Annotated in this window: 15 protein-coding genes and 1 tRNA gene; 5 read left to right on the forward strand and 11 right to left on the reverse strand. The window is 60.7% G+C overall.

Annotated elements, in window-relative coordinates:
• Positions 1 to 229 precede the first annotated feature (229 nt).
• The gene (locus ACOQOQ_RS11440; protein ID WP_420567117.1) at positions 230 to 814 is read left to right on the forward strand and encodes a DUF4167 domain-containing protein; all 585 of its coding nucleotides are present in this window, start codon (positions 230 to 232) and stop codon (positions 812 to 814) included.
• 30 nt (positions 815 to 844) lie between these two features.
• Here ACOQOQ_RS11440 and rsmA read toward each other — a convergent pair whose 3' ends face one another.
• From rsmA to lptF, 6 genes are read right to left on the reverse strand one after another with little or no spacing between them, the layout of a single operon-like run.
• Positions 845 to 1,684 (reverse strand): 16S rRNA (adenine(1518)-N(6)/adenine(1519)-N(6))-dimethyltransferase RsmA, encoded by an 840-nt coding sequence (rsmA, locus tag ACOQOQ_RS11445; protein ID WP_420567118.1) that lies wholly within the window; start codon positions 1,682 to 1,684, stop codon positions 845 to 847.
• Positions 1,681 to 2,658, reverse strand: a complete 978-nt coding sequence (gene pdxA / locus ACOQOQ_RS11450) for a 4-hydroxythreonine-4-phosphate dehydrogenase PdxA (protein ID WP_420567119.1) — start codon at positions 2,656 to 2,658, stop codon at positions 1,681 to 1,683. The genes rsmA and pdxA overlap by 4 nt, the downstream gene beginning before the upstream one ends.
• The gene (locus ACOQOQ_RS11455; protein ID WP_420567120.1) at positions 2,655 to 3,884 is read right to left on the reverse strand and encodes a peptidylprolyl isomerase; all 1,230 of its coding nucleotides are present in this window, start codon (positions 3,882 to 3,884) and stop codon (positions 2,655 to 2,657) included. Before ACOQOQ_RS11455 ends, pdxA begins: the two co-directional genes overlap by 4 nt.
• 3 nt (positions 3,885 to 3,887) lie before the next feature.
• Positions 3,888 to 6,035 carry an LPS-assembly protein LptD gene (locus ACOQOQ_RS11460; RefSeq protein WP_420567121.1) on the reverse strand — a complete coding sequence of 716 codons (2,148 nt, stop codon included), beginning with the start codon at positions 6,033 to 6,035 and terminating at the stop codon, positions 3,888 to 3,890.
• Positions 6,032 to 7,129 carry an LPS export ABC transporter permease LptG gene (lptG, locus tag ACOQOQ_RS11465; RefSeq protein ID WP_420567122.1) on the reverse strand — a complete coding sequence of 366 codons (1,098 nt, stop codon included), beginning with the start codon at positions 7,127 to 7,129 and terminating at the stop codon, positions 6,032 to 6,034. Before lptG ends, ACOQOQ_RS11460 begins: the two co-directional genes overlap by 4 nt.
• Positions 7,126 to 8,232, reverse strand: a complete 1,107-nt coding sequence (gene lptF, locus ACOQOQ_RS11470) for an LPS export ABC transporter permease LptF (protein WP_420567123.1) — start codon at positions 8,230 to 8,232, stop codon at positions 7,126 to 7,128. Before lptF ends, lptG begins: the two co-directional genes overlap by 4 nt.
• 150 nt (positions 8,233 to 8,382) lie before the next feature.
• Here lptF and ACOQOQ_RS11475 point away from each other — a divergent pair, with 150 nt between their 5' ends.
• Both ACOQOQ_RS11475 and ACOQOQ_RS11480 read left to right on the forward strand, forming a co-directional pair.
• A complete protein-coding gene (locus tag ACOQOQ_RS11475; RefSeq protein ID WP_420567124.1) occupies positions 8,383 to 9,861 on the forward strand; it encodes a leucyl aminopeptidase in 1,479 nt (492 codons plus the stop codon).
• A gap of 5 nt (positions 9,862 to 9,866) precedes the next feature.
• A complete protein-coding gene (locus ACOQOQ_RS11480) occupies positions 9,867 to 10,322 on the forward strand; it encodes a DNA polymerase III subunit chi (protein ID WP_420569766.1) in 456 nt (151 codons plus the stop codon).
• A gap of 18 nt (positions 10,323 to 10,340) precedes the next feature.
• Here ACOQOQ_RS11480 and ACOQOQ_RS11485 read toward each other — a convergent pair whose 3' ends face one another.
• From ACOQOQ_RS11485 to ACOQOQ_RS11495, 3 genes are all read right to left on the reverse strand, one after another.
• Positions 10,341 to 10,919, reverse strand: a complete 579-nt coding sequence (locus ACOQOQ_RS11485) for a retropepsin-like aspartic protease family protein (protein WP_420567125.1) — start codon at positions 10,917 to 10,919, stop codon at positions 10,341 to 10,343.
• 58 nt (positions 10,920 to 10,977) lie between these two features.
• Positions 10,978 to 11,598, reverse strand: a complete 621-nt coding sequence (locus ACOQOQ_RS11490; protein WP_420567126.1) for a MarC family protein — start codon at positions 11,596 to 11,598, stop codon at positions 10,978 to 10,980.
• Between the two features lie 113 nt (positions 11,599 to 11,711).
• Positions 11,712 to 13,565, reverse strand: a complete 1,854-nt coding sequence (locus tag ACOQOQ_RS11495; RefSeq protein ID WP_420567127.1) for an ABC-F family ATP-binding cassette domain-containing protein — start codon at positions 13,563 to 13,565, stop codon at positions 11,712 to 11,714.
• 133 nt (positions 13,566 to 13,698) lie between these two features.
• Between ACOQOQ_RS11495 and ndk the strand changes: the two genes are divergently transcribed.
• Positions 13,699 to 14,121, forward strand: a complete 423-nt coding sequence (ndk, locus tag ACOQOQ_RS11500) for a nucleoside-diphosphate kinase (protein ID WP_420567128.1) — start codon at positions 13,699 to 13,701, stop codon at positions 14,119 to 14,121.
• Here ndk and ACOQOQ_RS11505 read toward each other — a convergent pair.
• Positions 14,118 to 14,459 (reverse strand): TfoX/Sxy family DNA transformation protein, encoded by a 342-nt coding sequence (locus ACOQOQ_RS11505; RefSeq protein ID WP_420567129.1) that lies wholly within the window; start codon positions 14,457 to 14,459, stop codon positions 14,118 to 14,120. The two genes, ndk and ACOQOQ_RS11505, sit on opposite strands and share 4 nt — an antisense overlap.
• Positions 14,460 to 14,955: 496 nt before the next feature.
• Positions 14,956 to 16,587: a long-chain-fatty-acid--CoA ligase gene (locus tag ACOQOQ_RS11510; RefSeq protein WP_420567130.1), complete on the reverse strand. Its 1,632-nt coding sequence runs from the start codon at positions 16,585 to 16,587 to the stop codon at positions 14,956 to 14,958.
• A 185-nt stretch (positions 16,588 to 16,772) separates the two neighbouring features.
• Here ACOQOQ_RS11510 and ACOQOQ_RS11515 point away from each other — a divergent pair.
• Positions 16,773 to 16,848: transfer RNA gene (locus ACOQOQ_RS11515), tRNA-Ile, on the forward strand.
• Positions 16,849 to 17,036 lie beyond the last annotated feature (188 nt).

The following is a 17,036-nucleotide window of genomic DNA, read 5'->3' on the forward strand; positions in this document are numbered from 1 at the left end:
CAGACCCACTTTTTTCCCGAATCTTGGGAAAACTGATCCGAATGCCCTTGTGCTTGTGCCCCTTTACGCTTTACTCAGGACCTGTCGATACGGTGGATGCACTCGGTTCAACTCTGGCGCGGTCCCTTTCGACATCAAGCCAAAAATGTTGTGATCTCGTCAGTTTTCAAGGTGCAAGAGGCACCGGGCGAGGGCAACGCTACGATATTCAGGGCTGGATAGCAGGAATATGAGATCTTCAAAAAGCCGCTCGCGGTCTAAGTCGAACCGCAACAATAACCGCTCGGTCGGGAACATCGTCAATCGCGTGTTCGACAGTAGCGGTCCCGAGGGTAAAGTTCGCGGCACCCCGCAACAGATCATCGACAAGTACAATCAGCTGGCGCGTGACGCCCAGTTGGCCAACGACCGCGTGGCCACCGAAAACTTCCAGCAGCACGCCGAGCATTATCTGCGTATGCTGTCCGAAGCGCAGCGCGAGCAAGAGGCCAAACGCGAAGAGCAAGAGCGTCAGAACCGCGAACGTCAGGCCGAACGCGACCGTGAACGCGCCGCCCGTCAAGAGCGTGAAGCCGTTGAACAGGTCGAAAAACCGGCCGGTGAAGGACCGCAGCCCGACACGTTCGACATGTCTGACGATGCCGGTGACGCAGGTCTTGTGGAAACGCCCGAAAGCAAATCCGCAGCACCCGAGGACAAGCCAAAGCGCGCGCGCAATCCGCGCAAACCGCGGCCTAAGAAGCCCGCGTCGGCAGACGTCACTCCGGAAAACACCGGAGACACCCCGCCACCGGCAGCCGAGACAACCGAATAAGAAAACGCGGGTCCATGTGACCCGCTTTTTTTATGCCTTGATGTTGCGGGCCAGCGCGCAGAATTGTTCCAGCGACACGGTTTCAGCCCGGTCCGTCGGCTTGATCCCAGACGCGATCAGGCGGTCCTCAAGATCGGGGGCAATGCCTTTCAGGGCAGCCCTCAGCATCTTGCGGCGCTGATTAAAGGCCTTGGCGACCACGCGTTCCAGCGTCTTCGCATCGGCCGGGAAACGAGGTTCAGGCAAAGCGGTCAAATGCACCACCGCTGAATGGACTTTGGGCGGAGGGCTGAACGCTTCGGGCGGCAGGTGCAGCACGATCTGCGTATCGGTGCGCCATTGCGACAGGATCGCCAGACGGCCATAGGCCTTGGATCCGGGCTGAGCGACGATTCTCTGCGCCACCTCTTTTTGGAACATCAACGTCAGCGAGGACCAGAACGGCGGCCATTCCTTTGGCGTCAGCCACCGGATCAGAAGCTCGGTACCGACGTTATAGGGCAGGTTGGCCGCGATGCGGATCGGTGGCGTTAGATGGGCCAGCGGGTCCACTTCCAAGGCGTCACCGTTGATCACCTCAAGCTTGCCGGGATAGGCCGCGCCGATCTCGGCCAGGGCGGGCATACAGCGGCTGTCTTTTTCGATCGCCAGCACCTTGCGCGCGCCTTCGGCCAGCAGACCGCGGGTCAGACCGCCAGGGCCGGGGCCGATCTCAAGCACATCGCATTGGGACAGATCACCAGCAAGGCGGGCGATCTTTGCGGTCAGATTCAGATCCAGCAAAAAGTTCTGCCCCAGCGATTTCTTGGCCGCGATGCCGTGGTCTTCGATCACCTGGCGCAGCGGAGGAAGAGAGTCGATGCCGCTCATACTGTGGCCTTTCGTGCGTCCGCCATCTGGGCGGCCAGTTTTAGCGCCTCGATCAGCGAATTGGGGTCCGCCTGACCGCTGCCCGCAATGTCAAAGGCGGTGCCATGGTCGGGCGAGGTTCGGATAAAGGGCAGGCCCAGCGTGACATTCACACCGCCTGCAAAATCCAGCGTTTTGATCGGGATCAGCGCCTGATCGTGATACATGCAAATCGCCGCGTCATAGCCCGCACGGGCGGCTGCGTGGAACATCGTATCCGCGGACCGGGGCCCGTCTATCTGCATCCCTTCGGCGCGCAAGGTGTCCAGAACAGGGGCGATCAAAGTGATTTCTTCTGTGCCCATCGCGCCGCCTTCGCCCGCATGAGGGTTCAGGCCCGCGACGGCCAGACGGGGGCTGGACAGTCCGAAATCGCGGATCAAGGCGGCGTGGGTGATGCGGATGGTTTGTTCCAGCAGATCGGCCGTCAACAGCTTGGGAACATCGGCAATCGCATCATGAATGGTTGTCGGCACCACGCGCAGTTGCGTGCAGGCCAGCATCATTACAACACTCTTAACGCCGCCCAAAGCAGCCAGGTATTCGGTGTGACCGGGATAAGCAAAGCCCGCGCCGTCCTTCAGCGCTTTTTTATGGATCGGCGCAGTGGTCAAAGCGCTGGCCTGACCCGATTGCACCAGCTTCACCCCGCGAGCGATCACGTCGATCACGCCCTGAGCATTGGCCGGATCGGGCTGCCCGGGCGTGGCGGGGGCGGCAAAGGGATGGTGCAGAACCGGCAGGCCGGTCCTGGCTGCCTGCGCCGTTTCCGACGGATCCGAGATCACGTGATGCGGCGTGCCAGCGGGCAGGTGACGCGCATCCCCGATATAAAAAAAGGGAAGGTTTTCCCGCAGCTTACCCCAGGCAGAGGCCGCAATTTCGGGACCGACCCCCGCCGGTTCGCCACACGATAGCGCGATGGGAAGGCTCATTCCTCGATGATCCGGGCGTCGGCCAGAAGCTCTTGTAGGTACCCGTCGGCCAATGCCGTCAAACGCTGGTTGCGCAGCTGCGCGGCCAGTTCCTCGCGCGAGGCATCCTGGGACAGAACCGGGGTGCGCGCGCACAGCATCACCAGCATCAGAGTCTGGCCATCATTGCGCGTCAGGTTGGTCGAAAACTCGCCCTTGTCCAACTTGGCCAGCTCGATACCGATGTCGCGGGGCACCTCACCGGGTTTCTGGGTAAAGCGGGTCAGAACCTCGTCTGGTTGGCCCTTGGCATGGCCATAAAGGTCATCGCAGGTGTCGGTGTCGTCGATAATGGCTTGCGCCGTGGCCAGTGCTTCGGGCGAACGGCCCCCGGCAATCCGGTAGGTCGCATATTCCAGCGCGGCAGTCTGCGGCGCGCGATAGGCACTTTCGGCGATGTCGCGCAGTTGGAACAGCGCAATGGCGCCCTGCAGCGGAATAGGATCTGTGACGTCACCGGGATTTAGCGCCATGATGATTGGCTGCAGCGGCGGGGGTAGCTTGGTCACTGCGGTCCAGTCCAGCTTTCCTCCCTTAGAGCGCGAATTCGAGACTGAAAAGCGCTGTGCAAACTCGGAAAATTGCTTGATCGAGGAGGCCTGCGCCAGTTCCTCGGCCAGTTCCATGGCCAGCTGTTCTTTGCCCTCGGGCATGGGGATCACGATCTCGGACAGCAGCACCTGCGCCGAGCTGTTCGAGGCCATCGCCTGCAGCGCCTTATCTATATCCGCGTCACTGATGACCGAGCGCGCAGAGAAACGCGCGCTGACCACGTTGCGCCAGACCAAGCCCGCATACATGAAATCGTCAAAGGTTTCCTGCGCGATACCGTTCGTTTGCAGCATGGTTTTGAACTGTTCGGCGGACAGGTTTGCCCGTCCGGCGAATTCCGCCAAGCCTTTGGTCATTTCCTCGTCCTCGACGCGCAGACCCATCTGGGCGGCGGCATCAAGTTTCAGGCGGTCCTCGATCAGTTGCTGGCGTGCCTCGGCGACTGCATCACCACGGGGGTTCAAAACCTCCAGCATTTGCTGGCGCTGTTCCAGCTCGTAATAGGTGATGGCGCGATCGTTCACGCGGATGGCCGGGGAAAACAGCCCCTGAGCCTGAGCGGAAACGGCGGCACAGGCCATCATTCCGGCTGTGGTACATGCAAGAATTATTCGGCGCATTGTAATGGTCTTCATCCCTTAGTTCCTGCAGCTGCGGGCATAGCTTTGGTCCGTCTTCTTGGCGCTAAACCCCTTCAGACTGACGGTAAACCCGAAATTGGTCGACGGTTCAACGATAGTCGATGATGTGAAGCGGCGCGAGAGGCTGACGTTCATTTCGATACACTCATTCAGATAGCGTAGGCCAAGTCCCGCCTGTGTCGAGCGGTGCCCCGCAATGTCATAGCGCCAATCCACGGTTCCCGTCCAATGACGCCCCAACCGATGAGAGCCATCCAGCGCCCATTCCGATACGGTGTTTGTACGGTCCTCGTCGGCATCCGCACCCAGCCAGACATAGGACAGGCCCAGGGCAGAATCGTTTCGTTGCCAGCCTGCACGCGCCTCGGCCTTGTGGACCTCAAGCGAATTGCCCAGCAGGGTGCGTGCGGTCAGGCCCAGCCCCTTGCCTGTTTGGATTTGCCCGGCCACCAGCAGGTCCGAGGTCACCCCCGTCAATCCCGAACTGACCGAGAATGCCGCATCGGCGTCCTCGCGCAGAACCTGACCCAGGGTCAGTCCCGAACTCCACCCTGAGGGCGCATTGCGGGTCCAGGTGATGCCGATCGCGCCCGCAGCGCCACGCTCGCGGCGGTCGGGGGCGGGGAAATGGGACAGGCTGAGCAGGTTTCCCTCGTCAAACTCGACGCGGGTGCTTTCGTCGTTGGGGAGGTCCAGGCTGTTGCCGCCAACCCATCCCAGCATCAGCACAGGCTCCACTACGTGGACCACCCCTGTGGCCGTGGTCTTTAACCATGGCCAGCGCAGGGTCAGCGTGGACTGCGGTGTCAGCGCCACGTCCTGATCGACGCTGGCAACGCTGTCCTGATTGATCCAGAATGCATCGATATCCGCACCGGCCATGAATTCGGCCCGCACGCCGCCGGGCAGCATCCAGTTGCGCAACCACTTGGCCGAGGCCTGGGCCCGCGTGACGTCCCGCCCGTCGCCCCACAGATCGCTGTCTGTCCCGTCCGTCGTCAAACTGGACGAACGGTAATGGGTGTGCGCATCCAGCGTCAGCCGCAGCTCGCCACCCAGTCGGGCAGGGAAGTATCGCTGGCTTTGCTCGGCGTCCACGATCACCGTGGGAATGGTCGAGTTATCTTCGCCATCGCGCAACGATTGATAGGCCACCAGAGCCAGCCGGCGATGTTGGTCACGCCTGGTGCGGGTCAGGGCGATCTCGCTCTCCAGCCGGTCCTTGTCGGAATAGTCATAGTCCAGCAGATAGGCGCGATCGGTCACGGCCTCGACGTTGAAACTAAGCTGATAATCATTTTTCAGCGCAAAAAGGCCCTCGCCGAAGACAAAGCCACGCATTTGGCCGGACTGCAGACTGTCATCACTAAGGGCGCCGTTGAATTCGATCTTGCCGCGCCGGAAGGCCTGTCGATAACGCCACTCCAACGTGCTGGTCTGGGCCGAGAAAAACGGCGTCAGTGTCAGGTCACGGTGATCGCCCAAGCGGATGAAATATGGGATCTTCACCCCCAACCCCAGATCCGAGGTTTGATTGAACGAAGGGATCAGAAAACCGGTGGCGCGGCGGACGGACGGATCGGGCAGACGCAGGCGCGGCAGCCAAAGGATCGGTACGTCCAGCACGCGCAACTGGGCGTTTTCAAAGTAAAGCTGGCGGTCTTCCTGATCATGGATGGTGCGTTTGGCGCGGATCTGCCAGACCGGTGGGGTGTTGTCGTTGCAAACCCGGCACGAGGTCGCGGCCACCTTGTACAGCTGCGTGTATCGCCCCCCCGAGCGATCCAGCTGCGCCGCGGCCAGTTGCACGCGTTGATCCATGATCATACGTGCCCCGCGCAGCAACCCGTTTTCCAAGGTGCGATCCAATTCCGCCGAGCCGGCCAGGATCACTGTCCGGTCTCCGTCGTTCATGACGATCGGGCCCTCGATGGTCAGCTTTTCTGTGGGGCGGTGAAACTCGATCCGGCTGGCGCGCAAGCGTGTCTGACCGTGCAGCACCTCGACATGGCCCTCGGCGATCAGGCGGTCACGCCCGTCCAGACGTACGCTATCGGCAAGCAGAACAGCCGCGCGGTCCTGCGCCAGAACGGCGCTGGCCAGCGTCATGAACAGAAGGCTCAGAAGGGTCAGAAACCGGCTCATCCGTCCTCCATGTGCAATAGAATGCCCATCGCCAGCAGTACCGATGCCACGGGTGGTGCCCAGGCCGCCAACATCACCGGAAGCTGACCGTTCTCACCCAGGATTTGCGCAAAGTTGCGGATATAGTACAGGCCAAAGCCCAGCATGATCGCAGCCAGCACCGCGATGCCGGTATGGCCAAATCGCGTGTGGCGCATGGTAAAGGCCGAGGCCACAAGCACCATGGCGATCAGGAACAGGGGACGGGCCAGCTCGATTTGCAGCCAGACGGCGTGCCGACGGGCGGAAAACCCGGCCTCTTGTAACTGTGAAATATACTGCGGCAGATCCCAGACCGAGATCACGCCGGGCGTGCCAAAACTGTCCTTGATCCGGTCCAGCGTCAGTGTTGACGGCAGTGAAAGCGTCTCATGCTCGGCCGAGCTGCCCTCGGGGTTCAGACCTGCCGTCAGGGGCCAGACCTTGGCATTGCTCAGCGTCCATGACCCGTCGGTCAGGGTTGCGCTGCGCGCTTCGATGCGGCGGACGGGGCCGCCCTCGGGGGCATAGGCCAGGAAGGTGACATCGTACAGGACCGTGCCATCGGAATTGGCGCGGCTGGCCCGGATCACTGTTTGCCCTTCGCTGCCGCCCTGGCGCAGCCACAGCCCCTCGGAGCTGATCGACAGAACATCTGTGCCCTCGCTGCGGTATCCATCATAAAGGTCGTTATAGCGTTTCGAGGTCACCGACACGATGGGATTGGCCATACCAACCGCCACCACCCCGATTACGGCGGCCACGCTGACCGGCGCGATCAGACTGCGCAGCGCCGATCGCCCCGCCGCCCGTGCAACCACCAGCTCGGACGAGCGCGACAGGCCCAGAAACAGCGAGACCGTGGACAGGATCATCACCAGCGGCAGGATGTCATAGATCGACTTGGGTGCGTTCAGCAAAGTAAGTTCAAAAATCTGCGACAGCGACACGCCCTTTGCGGAAAATCGGCTGATCTGCTCGACCAGGTCAATCAGCGCCATCAGCATGAAGAAAACACCCAGGATGCCCAGGAAAATCACGGTGAACTTGCGGGCGAAATAGAAATACAGCGTCATGCGGCGGCCTCCGGCAGGGCAGTGCGGGCGCGGCGGGACCGTCCGGCCCAGGCCAGCATCAACACCGCCATCGCGATCCCCGCAACCGAGGGCGCATAGACCAGCGGCCACATCTCGGGCGCGGTTTCCACGGCATCTGCGGACAGGCCCTCGATCAGTTTGATGACCACCAGCAGCACCAGCGCGGCCACGATCTGACGCCAGACCCCAAAACGGGAAAAGCCCCCCAACAGCAAGGTCGAAAATCCGATCATTGCGGCGGCCAGGCACAAGAAGGCCTGGTTAAACCGGTTATGCACGGCGACAATCACCCGCCCGACCTGTTCTTGCGAGGTGGCGGCCACGCGTTCGGGGTGCAGCAGCATATCCCACGAGCTGGCCTGATGGATGCCGCGCACCCGATCTTCCGAAGCGCGGATCAGCGCGGTGATGTCATAGGAAAAATCATCGAAATGGGTGGTGAACAGCCGATCGCCGTCACGGGTAAAGCTTTGCGACATGCCATCCAGCATCACCAGTTTGACCTTATCGTTCTGGTTCAGCAGATACGCTCGTGTGGCCGTGAACGTCTGCGCGCTGTCCGGTTTGCGCCGGTCCGAAAGAAAGACGTCTTCCAGCGTTCCATCGGGTGTGATCTGGCGGATAAAGAAGGTCACGCCGTCGGCCGGATGCAGGAACGTCCCTTCGCTTAGCAATCTTGCGGTGACATTCTCGGCGATCTCGGCCTCTCGGTTTTGCATCTGGTACAGGCTGGCGGGCACCAGGAAATGCGTCAGCGCGGTCATCATCACCCCGACAATCAGCCCATAGTACACCACGGGCCGCGCCAGCCGCCACGGGCTGAAGCCAGTGGCCTGCATCACCACCAGTTCAGATTCGTTGCTCAGGCGATTGGTGACATAGACCGAGGCCGCAAACACCGCCATCGGCAGTACGATGCGGATCACGTTGGGCAGGGTCAGGGCGGTGAATTCAAGAAACACCATTGCCGACTGGCCGTCACCGACCAAACGGTCAAACAGGCGTACGGCCCGGTTGATCCAATAGATCGACACCAGCACCAGCGAGAAGAATCCGAACAGGACCAAAAGCTGTGACAGCATGTATCTGTCGAATCTGGCCAAAATACCCCCCCGGGAATGACATTTACCCGGCAGTGTTACCCCAACCGGTGCCGGGGGAAAACTGCTATCTGGTCAAGGTGGCAAGGTCACGCTAGGACTCTGTCCAAACCAGTTTTGGAAGGAAGCCGCATGACCACCCCCGTAAGCGTAAATTTTGCAGAGACGGATATCGAAAAAATCGCCGAGGCCGAGGGCCGCATAGCCGTGGTTCTGGGCAGCCGGGGCAATCTGCATGCTGGCGCGGCCCGCGTGAACCGTCTTTGCAAGGGCGCACTGAAACGCTTTATCGGCTCGGAAGCGTTCGAAAAGATGAAGCCGGGCGAGATGAAGTCGATCAGCTGGCCCGTTGGTATGGCTGCCGAAGCGATTGACGTGGTCAAGCTGGACAAGGGTGCCAAATCCCCCGAAGTGCGCAAATCCGGTGCCGCGATCGGGGCCGCCAAGGGCAACAAGCCTCTGCTGGTTCTGTGCAACAACATCAACCGCGCCGAGGAGCTGGCGCTGGGGATTTCCTTGCGCGCCTACGCCTTCACCGCCCGCAAAAGCGCCGAGACCGAGGCCGCCGGGGACGTGACCTTTATGGTCAGCACCCCCACCGAGGTGGCCGAGCGTTTCGCGCCCCTGAATGCTATCGCCGAGGGGGTGTTCTTTACCCGCGATCTGGTCAGCGAGCCCGCGAACTATCTGACGACCACTGAATTCGCCAACCGTCTGGACGCTCTCAGCGAACTGGGGCTGCAGGTCGAGGTTCTGGAAGAAGACAAGCTAGAAGAGCTGGGCATGGGCAGCCTTTTGTCCGTGGGGCAGGGCTCGGACAGCCCGTCCAAAGTGGTGGTGATGCAATGGAACGGCGGCGGTGACGAGGCGCCGCTGGCTTTGGTCGGCAAGGGCGTTGTGTTCGATACCGGTGGGATTTCGCTGAAACCGTCGGCGGGCATGGAAGAGATGACCATGGACATGGGCGGCGCGGGCGTTGTGGCCGGCGTGATGAAAACCCTGGCCATGCGCAAAGCCAAGGCCAACGTGGTCGGCCTGGTCGGGCTGGTGGAAAACATGCCCTCGGGCAATGCAACCCGTCCGGGCGATGTTGTGACCTCGATGAAGGGTGACACGATCGAGGTGATCAACACCGACGCCGAGGGCCGCCTGGTTCTTGCCGACGTGCTTTGGTACGCACAGGAGCGCTTCGAGCCTGCAGGAATGATCAACCTGGCCACGCTGACCGGCGCGATCATCGTCGGGCTTGGGCATGAAAACGCGGGCGTCTTTTCGAATGATGATGTGATCTGCCGCAACTTCCTGAAGGCCGCTGAGACCGAGGGTGAAGGCGCGTGGCGGATGCCGATGGGCCAAGCCTACGACAACATGATCAAGTCCAACATCGCCGACATCAAGAACAGCGCTGGCCGTCCTGCCGGGTCGATCACCGCAGCGCAGTTCCTCAGACGCTTCGTCAAGGACGAAACCCCTTGGATCCATCTGGACATCGCTGGGGTGGCTCTGGTCAAAACCCCGACTACGCTGGCGCCCAAAGGCGCGACTGGTTGGGGCGTGTTGGCCCTGAACCGTCTGGTGCAGGACGTCTATGAACCCAAAGACGAGGCTTGATCGCCGTGGGCGCTGTCTATTTCTATCACCTGACGCGGCAACCGCTTGAGGCCACGCTGCCTATGCTGCTGACCAAGTCGCGTCAGGCCGGATGGACAGTGGCGGTGCGCGGGCAGGATCCCGGCCGGATGGAATGGCTGGACCAGAAACTGTGGTTGGGGCCCGATGACGGGTTCCTGCCGCACGGTCTGGCCGGTGGTCAGCATGATGCGTTGCAGCCGGTGCTTTTAACCACCGGGCCGGCAACGAATGATCCTCAATGCCTGATGGCCGTTGACGGCGCCCCGGTCAGCCCCGAAGAGGTCACGCAGATGGAGCGTGTCTGTGTGATTTTCGATGGCACCGACGACGAGGCGGTCCAGCACGCCCGTGTCCAATGGAAATCTCTGACGGATGCGGGATGCAAGGCGCAGTATTGGTCGGAAGAGTCAGGTCGATGGGAGAAAAAGGCCGAGAAATAGGGCACGATGACGCCCCGCTTATCGGCTTAACACAAGCGATTCGGGTGTCATCTCGATCTTCGAATACCGCTGCAGATAGCTCATCCCAAGAAGCGAGGTTTCCATTTCGCCCTCGTTCACCCAAGCGCGAATATTGCTGTCATTGTAAGGGGATACGGCGAAATCCTCAAGCACGACGCGTGCTGTTCTGACGGGTCCGTTCGCTGTCATGGCCTGGCCGACGAATGCCAGTTGATCCAGCTCCAACCCGGCGCGCTTGGCGTCCTCGATCGTCATCACCACGCCCGAGGCGCCAGTATCCACCACGAAACGGATCGGAGCCTGATTGACCTGAGCCACAAGATAGAAATGCCCGTCCGGCGCGCGCGGGAGGACGATTTGGCCGGTGCTCATCACCGATTGTTGTGGCAGGACAGTGCGGCGGATGTCCCCCCACAAACCGACCGCGGCGACCACGCCCAGAAACAGAAACACCCAAATCATCGCCTGTTGCAGCAGTTTGGACAGGCTGCCGCGCCGCTGCGTGAAAAACCACGAGGCAACGGCAACCAGCAACAGGACCAGATAGGCCAACCGCCCAACTTCCCAATTGTCCATGATGCTCTCCTGTTGCCGCTTGTTTTAGATATAGGTCCGTGCGGCGTGGTTTACAGACCTAGCCCGCAATCCCAAAGGCAGTCAGCCCGTCCAGAACAAACTGCACCGCCAGCGCACACAGAAGCATACCCAACAGACGCGTCACAACGTTGATACCCGTCTTGCCCAGGGCGCGCTCCAGCCAGTCGGCGGTCAGAAACAGGCCGAAGGCGATGACCAGCACCGCAAATGTGATCCCCAGCGTCATCGAAAGCCCTAACCAGCCGGGCATCTGACCGGACAAAAGGATCACCGTTGCGATCGAGCCGGGGCCCGCGATCAGCGGGATACCCAAAGGGAAAACCGACGGGTCATCGCTGTGATCGTCCTCTTCTGCCTGATCCTCGCGCCGTTTTGTGCGGCGTTGAAACAGCATGTCCAGCGCCGTCAGGAACAGCAACAAACCACCGGCAACGCGAAAGGCTGGCATCGAGATGCCAACAAAGCTCAGCACGGCCTCGCCGAACAGGGCGAACATGCAAAGTACGAAAAAAGCGACGATTACACCGCGCAGGGCAATGGATCGTCGTTTTGGCCTGGGCATCCCTTGCGTCAACGCAACGAACATCGGGGTCAGGCCGATCGGGTCGATAATTACGAAAAGCGTGACGAACCCGGTGATGAGAAAAGCAGTATCCATAGAGCTATGCTAGCTGGGCGCCGGCCTTGTCGCCAGCGGATATTGAAGTGAGTTTAATGGCCTGAATAAAATAATTATAACAACATATTAAATCGTGCAGCTTATGTATTAATTTAACTTCCTTCAGCCTGTTCCAGCTTCTCCAACGCCTGCATCCACAGCGATTCCGCACGCGCCAATGCCTCTTGCAGCTCGGCGTATTTCTTTTGCAGGACGATGGCCTCGCCTTTGCGTTCTGCGAACAGGCTGGGATCGGACAGGCGGGTCTGGAGCTTGCCGTCCATCTCGTTCAGCTTCTCGATCCGCGCCTCGCATTTGCGCACGTCGGCGCGCAGGGCCATGACTTCGTCGCGCGTGGCTTTCTTGCGCGGGGCGGTGGGCTTGGGTTTTTCGGCTTTCGCTGGCCTATCAGATTGCAGCAGCATTTTGCGATAGGCGGCCAGATCGTCGTCATAGGGCTGAACGGCGCCGTCTTTGACCAGCCACAGCCGGTCCGCCACCATGGTTAACAAATGCATGTCGTGGCTGACCAGAACCACCGCGCCGGTATAGGTGTTCAGCGCCTCCATCAGCGCCTCGCGGCTTTCGATGTCCAGGTGGTTGGTCGGTTCGTCAAGGATCAGCAAATGCGGCGCGGGCAGGGTTGCCAACAGCAGGGACAAGCGCGCTTTTTGCCCGCCAGACAGGCGGCCGACCACGGTTTCGGCTTGCTCGGCCATCAGGCCAAACCCGGCCAGACGGGCGCGCAGCTTGGCCGGAGTTTGTCCGGGCAGCTCGCGCTGGATGTGTTGCAGGGGCGTTTCATCAACGTGCAATTCATCGACCTGATGCTGAGCGAAGAACCCGATCCGCAGCTTGGACGAGCGTGTAATCCGACCTTCCATCACAGGCAGCCGGTCCGACAGCAGCTTGGCCAGCGTGGACTTGCCCTGACCGTTCTTGCCCAACAGGGCGATCCGGTCGTCCTGGTCGATCCGCAGGTTCAGTCGCTTAAGAATGGGCGTGCCATCATAACCAACGCTCGCGCCTTCGGTCGCGATGATGGGGGGCGACAGGGGTTCAGGCTCGGGGAAGCTAAAGACGGTTCGCGCCGCGTCCTCTGGCGCGCGGATCACGTCCATCTTTTCCAGCATTTTCACACGCGATTGCGCCTGTTTGGCCTTGGTCGCCTTGGCTTTGAAGCGATCGACAAAGGACTGCAGATGGGCGCGGCGGGCTTCTTGTTTCTTGGCCTGCGCGGCCTGCACGGCCCGTTGTTCAGTCCGTTGACGCACGAATTGGTCATAGGGACCGGTGTAATAGGTGAGCTTGCGCCCCTCCAGATGCAGGATTGCCCCAACGGCCCGGTTCAACAGCTCGCGGTCGTGGCTGACGATGATCACGGTATGCGGATATTTGGCCAGATAGTTTTCCAGCCACAAAGCGCCTTCGAGATCCAGATAGTTCGTCGGTTCGTCCAGCAGCAAGTAATCAGGCTGGGCAAACAGCACGGCGGCCAGGGCCACACGCATCCGCCAGCCACCGGAAAAGGCGCTGCAGGGCATTTTCTGTTCTTCCGCATCGAATCCCAAACCCCGCAGGATCGAAGAGGCCCGCGCCTCGGCCGACCAGGCGTCGATATCGGCCAGGCGGGTCTGGATGTCTGCAATACGGGCAGGGTCGGTGGCGGTGTCTGCCTCGGCCATCAGGGCGGCGCGCTCGGTATCAGCGGCCAGAACAGTATCCAGCAGGCTGACCTCGTTTCCGGGCACCTCTTGCGCCACGCCGCCAATACGGGCGCGCGCCGGGATTTGGATTACGCCGCTGTCCAGATGCAGATCCCCCCGGATCAGCTTGAACAACGTTGTTTTGCCCGCGCCATTGCGGCCAATCAGGCCAACCTTGTGGCCCGTGGGAATGGTGGCGCTGGCCCCTTCGAAAATGGGGCGGCCGTCGATTGAATAGTGCAGGTCTTCGATCCGTAACATGGCCCCGCAGTGGACCAGTGCCGGGGGGCTTGTCAATGTCCGAATGCGTGTGGGCAGGAAAGCTCTTTATCCCTATGCGAACGCGTGCTAGAGGCGGGCCAGGATTAATCATTTTAGAACAGGAGCGCGCCCCATGGCCATCCAACGCACCTTCTCGATCATCAAACCCGATGCAACCGCCCGTAACCTGACCGGCGCGATCAACGCCAAGCTGGAAGCCGCTGGCCTGCGCATCGTTGCCCAGAAACGCATCCACATGACCAAAGCTCAGGCTGGCGTGTTCTATGAAGTGCACAAAGAGCGTCCCTTCTATGACGAGCTGTGCGAATTCATGGCCTCGGCCCCGATCGTCGTTCAGGTTCTGGAAGGCGAAAACGCCATCCTGAAAAACCGCGAAGTCATGGGCGCCACCAACCCGGCCGAAGCCGCCGAAGGCACCATCCGCAAAGAGTTCGCTCTGTCGCTGGGTGAAAACTCGATCCACGGTTCGGACGCGCCGGAAACCGCCGCTGTCGAAATCGCTTACTTCTTCTCGGGTCTGGAGCTGGTGGGCTAAGCCTTCCGCTCGATCACACCGATTTCATCAAGGGCCGCTTCGAGTTTCGAGCGGCCCTTTTTGCTGTCCGGGGACCGGGCGGCTTTCAGCGTGTCGAACTTGGCGCGCAGGGCGTCTTTCTCGGCGCCCTGGCAATCGTTCCAGGGGCGGCCCTGCAGGCCCATCACCAGCGCGTAGTAGCCGATGAAATGCGGTTTGGTGCCATGGGCCATCAGTTGGGCATAGGCGGCATCGGCCCCCATGTCGCGCAGTTGCTCGGCCGAATGAATGCCCGCTCGGGCAAAGGACGCATCCGAGGCGGGGCCCAGGTTGCGAATTGTGGAAACAGGGCTGCTCATGGCCGCAACTTACGCGGCGCGCGGGGCTCTGTCATCAGTCTCTTTCGGCCCTCAGATGCTGGCGAAATCCGTGAAGATCGGCTTGGCCTGCTGCGGTTCCTTGCTGGGCTTGGGTGCAGGTTTTGAACCGGACGCGGGCTTGGCGGGCTGAGGGTGCTGGGTCTGTGCCATAGGCTGGCTCCTTTCTTGATCGTCACACAACGCGCGCGGGGAAAACCCCCGCGCAGGAACTGGTTACAGACCCATTCTAACGTAAAATATGGGCGCCCAGAGGGATGCGAGGTGACGGGAAAGGGGCCGAATTATGCCGAAAAACCCGGGGTGGCGGGTCGAAAAACAGGTCATGGACATGTCCGTAGTCATCAATAGTTCACGGAAAAATGCCCTGCCGAACAGCGCAGGGTAAAGGGGAGAAACTGCCGATCTGCATCACATCTGAATCAGGGAAAATTTGCCCCGGCAAAGGTGGGCTTTGCCGGGGCCAGAGTTGGTGAGATCAGGCTTGAACAGCGTTGATCAGCACCTCTCCAAACTGTTCGCGCAGTTTGTTTTTCAAAACCTTGCCAGTTCCGCCAATTGGAAGCGCGTCCACGAAAATCACCTTGTCAGGCACCTGCCACGAGGCAATCTTGCCATCATAAAAGGCGATCAGTTCGTCCTCGGACACGCTGGCCCCGTCATGCAGAAGGGCCACCAGAACGGGGCGTTCATCCCACTTTTCGTGACGGGCTGCAATAGCGGCTGCGTTCGCCACATACGGGTGCGCGATCGCGATGTTTTCCAGCTCGACCGTGGAAATCCACTCGCCTCCGGATTTGATGATGTCCTTGGATCGATCACGGATGATCATAAAGCCGTTGGGTTCGATGGTTGCGACGTCCCCGGTGTCGAACCAACCGTCCATGGTCAGCGCGGATTTTTCCACCTTGAAGTAGGTATCAACGATCCAATGACCGCGGATCTGCAGCTCGCCCTGGGTTTCTCCGTCGTTGGGCAGGACATGGCCCTCGTCATCGATAATGCGCAGCTCGACGCCAAAGGGCGGGCGTCCCTGGCCCTCGCGGATCTTCAGTTGTTCGTCCTGGGGCAGGGCGTCGTGCTTGTTCAGCAGGGTGTTCAGCGTGCCCAGGGGGCTGGTTTCGGTCATCCCCCAAGCGTGCATAACCTCGACGCCGTAATCCTCGCGGAAGCTTTGGATCATGGAGGGCGGGCAGGCCGAGCCGCCAATGACCGTACGTGTCAGGCTGTCAGCCCTCGAACCCGAGGCCTTGAGCGCCTGCAGCAACCCCATCCAGATCGTCGGAACGCCAAGCGCCAGCGTGACCTGTTCGTCGTCGATCAGTTTAACCAGGCTGTCCCCATCCAAATTTGGGCCGGGCAGCACCAGTTTGCACCCCGCCGCCGGCGCCATATAGGGCACGCCCCAGGCGTTGACGTGGAACATCGGGACCACCGGCATCACGCAATCGCGGGCTGAGATATTCAGAGTGTCCGGCTGATTGCCACCAAGCGAGTGCAGCACGGTTGAACGATGGGTGTAAAGCACGCCCTTGGGATTGCCCGTCGTTCCCGAAGTGTAGCACAGCGAGGACGGGCTGTTTTCATCCACATGCGGCCAGCCATAGGCGTCGCTGCCTTCCTCGATCAGCTCGTCATAGAACAGCAGGCCGGGCACCATCTGGGCGGCCTCGTCATCGCGCGGGCCCATCAGGACGATGTGTTTTACCGTTTTCAGTTGCGCGCCCAGCTTGGCCGCCAGCGGCAGGAAGGTGCGGTCCAGAAACAGGACGCGGTCTTCGGCGTGGTTGATGATATAAACCAACTGCTCGGGGAAAAGGCGCGGGTTGATCGTGTGGCAAACCATACCGGCGCCGGCGGCCCCGAAGTAAATCTCAAGATGGCGCTGGTTGTTCCACGCGATGGTGGCCACACGGTCACCCATCTGAATCCCACGGTTTTCCAACGCCGAGGCCAGCTTGCGCGCGTTCAGTTCGGTCTGGCCCCAACTGGTGCGGCGCACCGATCCGTCAGTCTCGACCGAGACGACCTGGGTGTCGGCGTGATAACGGGCGGCGTGGGTAATCAAAGAGCTGATCGTTAGCTCTTGGCGCATCATTTGACCTAGCATGGTTTCCTCCTCATGGCGCCTGACGTGGCGCGGACTGTCAGGGGGTGAACTGAAACGATCGGTTTAGTTTGTCTAGGCGGCGCGCTTGGGAACGGTGCGTCACAAGCCAGGTGTCGTGGCGTCATTGCCGGATGCGATCGCACTGCTTGACGGGTCCCGCGCAGCGCCGTATTCAACGCCAAGGCGGGCCTGTAGCTCAACGGTTAGAGCAGAGCGCTCATAACGCTTTGGTTGCGGGTTCAAATCCTGCCGGGCCTACCATTTTCCCGCCATTCAGACGTGATGCAGCAGCCAATCGATGGTCGTGCCACCTATGGGCAGAACGCCCAAGTTCTGGGCGTGTGAAGTGGTGAAAAACTTCATTATAAGGGGCATGGGTAACTTTACCTTGCGTCAACATGTATCTTGTGGAATGTTACCTATGGGAGAGAGTGTTCTCCCTCATGCAC

The organism is Thalassovita sp., assembly GCF_965218685.1.
In the GTDB taxonomy this organism is placed as follows: Bacteria; Pseudomonadota; Alphaproteobacteria; order Rhodobacterales; family Rhodobacteraceae; genus Thalassobius.